At 59.3% G+C, this 7,747-nt stretch carries 5 protein-coding genes; 1 reads left to right on the forward strand and 4 read right to left on the reverse strand.

From position 1 onward, the window contains the following. Positions 1-49: 49 nt before the first annotated feature. From NB063_RS07440 to NB063_RS07455, 4 genes are all read right to left on the reverse strand, one after another. Positions 50-2,785 carry a glucuronate isomerase gene (locus tag NB063_RS07440; protein WP_250928131.1) on the reverse strand — a complete coding sequence of 912 codons (2,736 nt, stop codon included), beginning with the start codon at positions 2,783-2,785 and terminating at the stop codon, positions 50-52. Between the two features lie 60 nt (positions 2,786-2,845). Next, on the reverse strand, positions 2,846-3,829 hold the full coding sequence (locus tag NB063_RS07445) for a putative 2-dehydropantoate 2-reductase (protein WP_250928132.1): 984 nt from the start codon (positions 3,827-3,829) through the stop codon (positions 2,846-2,848). A gap of 107 nt (positions 3,830-3,936) precedes the next feature. Next, positions 3,937-5,616, reverse strand: coding sequence for a DNA polymerase Y family protein (locus NB063_RS07450; protein WP_407652567.1), 1,680 nt, complete (start codon positions 5,614-5,616; stop codon positions 3,937-3,939). Positions 5,617-5,764: 148 nt separating this feature from the next. Continuing rightward, positions 5,765-7,021: an ImuA family protein gene (locus NB063_RS07455; protein ID WP_250928134.1), complete on the reverse strand. Its 1,257-nt coding sequence runs from the start codon at positions 7,019-7,021 to the stop codon at positions 5,765-5,767. 122 nt (positions 7,022-7,143) lie between these two features. On the opposite strand from NB063_RS07455, the gene NB063_RS07460 reads away from it, so the two are divergent. Continuing rightward, positions 7,144-7,464 carry a LapA family protein gene (locus tag NB063_RS07460; protein ID WP_250928135.1) on the forward strand — a complete coding sequence of 107 codons (321 nt, stop codon included), beginning with the start codon at positions 7,144-7,146 and terminating at the stop codon, positions 7,462-7,464. Positions 7,465-7,747 lie beyond the last annotated feature (283 nt).

Genomic DNA, 7,747 nt, shown 5'->3' on the forward strand with positions numbered 1-7,747 from the left:
GACAACGTCAATTGACTATCGACTCGGAAATCACGGCACCGAACGCAAATCAGCTCTCGATTTTGTCCGCATCATCGTCGTCGTCTAGCCAACTAAGGTTGAACTCATCATTATCGTCGTCGGTGCCCGGATCCCGATTTTCCGGGCGTTCACGCTCCCCAGCGGGGCTATATCGCAATTCGCCGGTCAGCGGATCGGATAACAACTGCAACGAATCGTCGTCGGGGGCGAAGGAGGACTCCCCGCGGAGCTGCTGGATTTGAGGAGCCCCTGATTCGCCTTCATCCTCATCCGACGTTAAATCGCCTACGTCGAGCGGCACGTCGTCAAGGACGGTAGCGATCGTCCCCGCATCATGGACCGGTTCAGCCGACGGGTCGAGCAACTCGACATCGTCGAGATCGAGCTCATTTAGCTCGTCGTCCATCGGCAACGGATCCAATTCGGAGTCCGCCGACGCCTCGATCGCACCTTCCTGAGAATCATCTTCCATGATCAGGAAATCGTCATCGCTGTCATGAGACACCTCGTCAGCGTCGGTAACCCGATCCGATTGATCCCCGTCTGGGCGAGACCCGGCATCCGCAACTGCTTCAGACGACTCGGTGCTTTCTGCTTCGGGCTCATCCGTGGTTTTCGATTCGGCAGCGGAATCATCCGATTCGTCTGATCCGCCAGGCTCCGTTGCGGTCCCCATCTCGTTAGACGCGTCGGCCTCCGTGACGGGATCTTCTCCCAACGATTCGTCGAGACCGATCGTGCCGCTGTCTCGCACTTCCACCACGGTCGCGGCCGAGTCTTCTGAGAATGATTCCGGCTTGAGGTCATCGGATTTGCCAAACGCGCTTCCCAAATCGCTATCGGCATCGAAGTCATCGTGTCCGTCCACATCCGATTTCACTTCGTCGGCACTTGCGAAATGATCTTGCGATTCTGAATCGAGCGTTTCGGGTCGTGGCGTCGATGCGAAGTTGGGATCCAACACAACGGTGTCGAACGTTTCTCCCATGTCGTCGACGGCGAATCTATCTTCGTCGGCTGATTTGCCTTCGAGCTGCGGTTCATCAATTACTTTCGCTTCCGGTAAAACCGGTGCCGGATCGACCAGCTCGATGTCCGCAAGTTCATCGGTCGTGGGCTCCTCGATCGCATCCAAACCTTCGAGCAACTGCATCGGTGATTCCTCGCCGGGAGCTTCATCACGCAGCGTTTCGGCGGACGCAACGGCTGCCAAGTCCGTGACTCCGGCAGCGCCTGTGAGGTCGTCATCGTTCTCGTCGACTTCATTCTCGCCGGCCAACTCACCATCCTGATCGGAGGCGGCTTCAATCCCGCTCAGCGAACCTAGATCGTCAATCTCTTCGACCTCGTCGATTTCGCTGGATCCAACCGCGAGTCCGGCCGCGGCGATTCCCGCTCCCGCTAGGCCGGCAACGTCGCCAAACGTGGAGGAATCAGATTCGGGCGTTGTCGACCGCGCCGGTCGGGGGAAAACTTCTTCGGTATTGTCTTTCAAAACGGTGCGGCCGAGTTCCACGGCCCGCTCGATCGACCACCCCTGATCGCGAACAAAGTTGTCCGCCAACACGCCCGAGAGCACCTTGCGGTACATGTCGAATTTCGGCCAGACGAATTCGAGTTTGTACGCGTCGCTGTAGTATCCGATCAACTTCGTTTGCGGCACCGCTTCCAATCGGTGAGCGAGGTCGTGCGCAATCTTCGACGGCGTGTTGCTGTACCACCAGTGTCCGTTTGGAATCACGTTGGGGAAAATCCACGCGTAGGAAACGAGTTCCTGGTTTGTGACACTCGCCAAGACCGAGACAGGGAATTTGACGTCGGTGAACGCATTGAACAGTTCGCGATACTGGATCAATGAAACCCGCGAATCATACAAATCCTGACCTTGGTAGACTCCCGCCGGATAGACCTTGCGATTGACACCGATCATCAAATCAAACGGCAACTGAAATTCGTCGCATAATTCGGCGAGCGTCCAAAAGACTCGCCGCGAGAGTGCCTCACGGTGACTCTCGTCAGCCATCAATCCGCTACGCAGGACCGCGTCGAGGGCAGTGGCCGCGCGGCCGTCGGGAACCGATGTGGGAGTGAAGGTCGGTGGCAGTGAAATCGCACAGGCCCGCGCACCGCGGCCGACGAAGTGCTCGAACAACACCCGCAAGCTCGCACGCAAACTCGACAGTGAACCGTCCAGTTCAATGCCGGTGCATTTAGCCAACCGCTCACGCACGACGGGGTCGGCTAAATGGAATACGAGGTCATCGGTGCGCAGACAGGGGATGTAGCGGTCGGTATCAAAGCCGACGAGATCGTCGTCGAAATCATTCGTCAAGAACACCGCTTGGACGTTCGATTGGTCGAGCACGATATCGGGCCACTGGGCCGATGACATGACCGTCTCGCTGTGGTCATACAGCGATTCCCAATTGTTCAGATGCAAGCGATCTTCATCGAATCCAAAAAACGTCTTGCAGATCGCGATCAGCCAACTGTACTGGACCGTGTTTTCGAGCGGTGCCAGCCCACCGACGAGCCGTTCGACCAGCTCCTTGGGGCCGATCCCCTTCTCCTCGATCCGCGACTTCGGCATCCCCGCCGAGTGCGCCAACTCGGTGTAATAGTGGTAACCGAGCAGATCGGCGAGCGTCGTCGACGCGGGCGAATGCGGATTGATGTGCGTGTGCGGATCGATCAAGCGCAAGGACGCCAGGTCGGAGTAGATCTCGGATCGAGCGGTTCCGCTCTGGCTGAAGACGTCAGACATTTCAGTTTTCAATCACACATTGGTCGAAAAAGATTATTTCACGTCCAACAAGATAGTCGCTCAGCCGTTCAGATTCGACGCCGCAGCGGGCCGTGAATCCAAAAATTGCAACTGTTCACACAACATCCTGACCGAGGGCATCGGATGGGGCAGTTTTTCCGACGTTTCAGCAGCCAATTGCGTCAATCGCTCGGCCACCGCCCGCAACGGACTACCAAAAATCGCCTCCACCTCCATCGGCCGTCCGTGGAGGTAATCCAGCCGCATGCTGCTGTCGTAAGGGACCATCGTTTCAGTATGCCGCATCGTTTTCTCGATTGCCGATTCCTCGATCGACACACCGCATAGGGCCGCTCCCTGGTACACCTCGCGAATAATCCGATCGGCGAGCCCCCGCGAAGCAAGACAACCAATGATGGCATCCGTCGATGCGTTGAGCACCACCGACAGCCCATTGAACGGCACATTCCACATCAACTTTCGCCACCGCGCCGCCGCAAGATCATCTGTCCACTGCACATCGATCCCCGCCGCGGTCATCTCCGCCACGATCCGCTGACCGATATCGCGGATTTCCTCGGGCCGTCCGGCGAATTCGTATCCGCCGAACACGATTCGCCCGTAGTCGAGGTGATGAATGTGACCGGGTCCGACCTTGTTACTGCACAAAAAACAGCACCCGCCGAGCACCCCGTGGCCGGGCACCGCGGCAACCGAATCGGCTTCCACATCCAATCCGTTTTGCAACGTCAACACAACACCACCTTCCCCGACAAGATGCGGAAGCGTGTCGGCCAACATCGCGTTATTGGTCGACTTCAACGCCACAATCACCACGTCGCAGCAAGGCATGTCTTGGGCTCGGCGATAAATGTTCGGTTTTGGCAACACAAAGTCGCCGTTGACCGAATCGATTCGCAACCCGTGCTGAGCAACGTGATCGAAATCAGATCGCAACAGAAAGTGAACGTCCTGGCCTCCGCGGGACAACATCCCACCGTACAAACCGCCTACCGCGCCACTACCGACAACCGCATATCTCATGAAACTTTCTCTCGTCTAGAAAACTGAACCGGCCGACAGGCTACTGCCGCGTCGTTACTCAATCCGATGCTACCGAGCCGAGCGGAACAACGATCGTGAGCAGCCTTTCAAGCGAACCGGCCATGAAGATACCAACGTTTGTCTTCGGCAATAACACGGCCTGTGCCATCACCGAGGTCGTAGTAGATCCACAACCGAGCACCATTCTCGAGCTCGATGCGAAAGTAGTCACGACGGATCAACGCCCCCCGCCACCAGCGAGTCTCGATCCGTTCAGGCCCCCAATGTTTGTGCACCTTTTCGACCCGTCCTCGGATGCGAAATCGCGAAGGAAAACTTCCGCCCGGACCGCTCACGTGGGTATCACCGCGTGGCAATCCTGGCGCGGGCGACTCCAACGGCGTGATCGGATGCGGTTCGGCGTGCAGCTCGATCGGCCTCCGCCCCAAATCACTCGTTTGTGGACCGCTGCCGAAGCCTCCGCCCGGCCGCTCCCGCGATTCACTTTCCATCGCATCGTCAGCCGCACGCTGCCGCGCGGTCAGTTGGCGGGCGGCGCGTTTCGCCTTCTTCGCTTCGGCCTTCAAACGATGAGCCGTCAACGGAAAATCCGCGATCGCGTTCTCCGGCAACGGATCGTCGCTGACCCGCACACCGAGCACCGCGTCTTCCCCGAGTCGTCCGGCCAACGCGTCGATCAATCTCGCCGCTTCGGTTTGCGAAGTCCAATCTTCGTTCGATGAAGACGCGAAATCGGGACCAAAGATCGATGGCTGACGACTCGATAACGCCGCATGCTGCGCCACCCCCACGCTCATGCGAGTCACCTTTGAACCGAGCCGTACCCCTTCCAACGCCCCCAGCATCAATGCGGTCAGATGCGATTGATCGAGGGTCGGGGCGAACAGCCCGGTTTCTAAAACAATCGGCGGATGCTCGGTGAACTCGAGTTGGCACCGCAACCGCAGCACGCCCCGCTGCATCGCATGCAGCGCCGCCGTCGATTGACCAATCAGTCGGGTGATTCGATCGGCGAGCAAATCGACAGCGTCAGTGGGATACTCAAGTTCCAAGGACGCGGTGTGTTCGCATTGCGATGCGATCGCGATCACCGACTCTTCCACCTCACCCGTCGCTTGCGCGATCCGTTGACACAACGCCGGACCGAGCCGAGTGGCGAGTCCCTCGCGTGGCAGACGCAGTAGACCGCCGATGGTGGTGACCCCGAGCCGATCGAGCGTGGCGACAACGTCGGGTTGCAGCCGCAGCGCCGCACACGGCAACGTTTGCAGAGCATCGACTGTCCGTCCGGGCGGGGAGACAAAAAATTGATGCGTGTCCCGAATCGAAATGGCGCCGCGTCGTTTGCTTGGTCGCGAGGATCCTTGCGAGACGGCATGGTTGGCGAGCGCCCACGCGGCCCCCAACGTATCGGCGATCGCAAACCGTCCCCACAAGTTTCGCTGACTCAGGATCCGTGCCGCCGCCGACAACAATCCGAGTTCTCCCGAGCGGCCTGGATGATCAGGCGGGTCACACTCAGCGGCATCTTTGCCAGCGAACAGGTGTGTGACCCCTTGTATTTCCAATAGGATCGACTCGGGGTCGTGACGAAATCGACCGGACCATTTGAACCGCTCGAGGGTCTCGACAGCGGTCTGCGGACTGACGTGAGTCTGCAGCTCGATCGCCAAGGACTGTAACGATGCACGATCGGCATCGCGGTCATACGGTTCCAAAACCGCATCCGTCAGCGACGCTAAATCGGCCGCCTGCGCGATCGGCATCCCCAGTCGCACGCCAGCGGAGATGGACCGCGGACAGGCCGCCGCAACGACACGCCCTCGACGCGGATCGGTGTGCCACAAAACAACCGGCTTGCCGAGTCGATCTTCTGCCGCCGAGGGCGAGTTCAACGCGGGTGGATCAGCCGGCTCAACCGACCCGGCGGTTGGCTCCGGTGCCGGCGTCTCGGCCACGATGCGTCGACGTTGGATCGGCCAATCGGGCAGCCAAAGGCACAGCAACCGCTTCATGTCGAGAGCCTGCGGGGGTTGGAATGTTTCGTTGCGGCGTTTGCAGCTGCGCCACCGCTGCCGACGAGAGCGTATGCAAACGGGCATCAGGGGTGACAGCGAGAAACGCTTCGTTTTGTCGCTGGCCCCTGGCGCGGTCCAAACTCACATGCAGCACTCGCAAATCCAACGGCGGACGTACCGGCAAACCAGCCGCGACGCGTTGATCGGCCGACAATTGCGATGCGTCCACTGCCACCGAAGCGACATGCAAACGGACCGCAGCAAACGAGGGACGCACCCGAGCCGAAGATTGTAAAACAAACAGCCCTGGAGTTCGCCCCACTTCCGCTGCCAACTGCAACCGCCTCGCATCCCGATCGTTGAGGTTCCACGGCAAAGTGGCCCAAACCGCCGCGACCGAGGAACAACGCAGCGACTGATCCATCGCCCAAACCGCGTCCGCCCGAGTGCGACATCGACAAACCACAATCCGCTGAGGCGAAATCCCGCACGCAATCGCGGCGGCGGCATGAAACGTCGCCGTCGGATCCACCACAATGATCGGCCCCCCATGGGCAAACGCCGGATTCGAAGAGACGCGGGCCGTGCGCATCAGATCGGTACCGCGAGAAAGACTCTGGACCGTCGCGGGCTCAACCTTTCGAGGGGGCCTGATCGTCGACGACGCCGCCAACATCGCGAGCGTCGACGCGCCGCTGGCGTCGTGTCCAGCCACCCATTCGCAAATCCACCCTCGCTTCAACCCGCCGCCGGGTAACCAAGAATCGATCGTCGGCGATCCCGTCGAAAATTGCGCCGCCGATTCCATCGCGGGATTGGACGCAATCGCCGCCGCCCGTCCTCGCAAATCCGCCATCAACGATTCGCGGCTGATCAGCGGTGTTGCGGACTGAGAAGAACCGACGATGTCCTCAGCACGAGGCCCCGAAACCGCTTCATCGGCGGTTTTCTCAGCCAAAGCTCCCGAATCCGCCAAAGATGGCCGCTTCCGCAGCGAATGGGCAGGTGGTGTACGATCAACACGCACCTCTGGCGACGTGGACGCGTGCCCCACCCGACGGTCGCATGGATTGCCAGCCGGTTCCCAGAACGCGAACGTTTGCTGGGCGAGCGGTTTTCGTGCTTTCGATACGGGCGTTTTCGATCCGGGCATCGGCGTCCTGGCTGCCTTTCGTCTCGTCGATCAGAATGTCCTGTGAACTCGGTCACCAAGACGTTTATTATGCAGGCAAACCTTTTGCTAGCAAATCTTTTTCAATCCGATCTTTTCGCGTCATGTTGCAAAAACTCCGCTATTTTCTGTTCCTGATCGCCGTCCTCGTCGTCATTGTGGTGGCCTTCCAAAACCACCACGAAGTGGACATTGACCTGCTGTTCTTCAGCGGCCGCTATCCGTTGACGCTGTTACTGTTGGGTTGTTCAGCGGTCAGTTTCATCCTGGGCTCGGTGTGGACGATGTGGCGGTCCCGCAAACGGGAACGGGCAAAAGCTCGTGCGAAAGCGGAAGCCGCAAAAGCCGTCGAAAACAAATCCGCCAAAGGAGTCCCCCCGGCCTCGTCGCAACCAACCGATGCCGCCAAAGAACTGGGCGGCTAGTGCTTTGTCAGCATTCCAACTCGGTGTGGCCCCGGACAGCTGGGACATAGATTGTATTACTGAAGGATTTCAAATGTAGCGGAACGGCGCGAGCCGTCCGGTGACTCGGGACCGGACGGCTTGCGCCGTTCCGCTAAAAAAGGCACTAAAACAATCGACGTCCCGAGCGACCGAGCTACGTGAATTGTGACGATGGTAAATAGTGACGCTGTCCAGCTAACGTGGCGGGCAACCGTGAACTCTTTCTTTCAACGAGACGAGCCAGCGAGCTGCTCGTCTACAA

Source organism: Aporhodopirellula aestuarii (assembly GCF_023701485.1).
GTDB classification, from domain to species: domain Bacteria; phylum Planctomycetota; class Planctomycetia; order Pirellulales; family Pirellulaceae; genus Rhodopirellula; species Rhodopirellula aestuarii.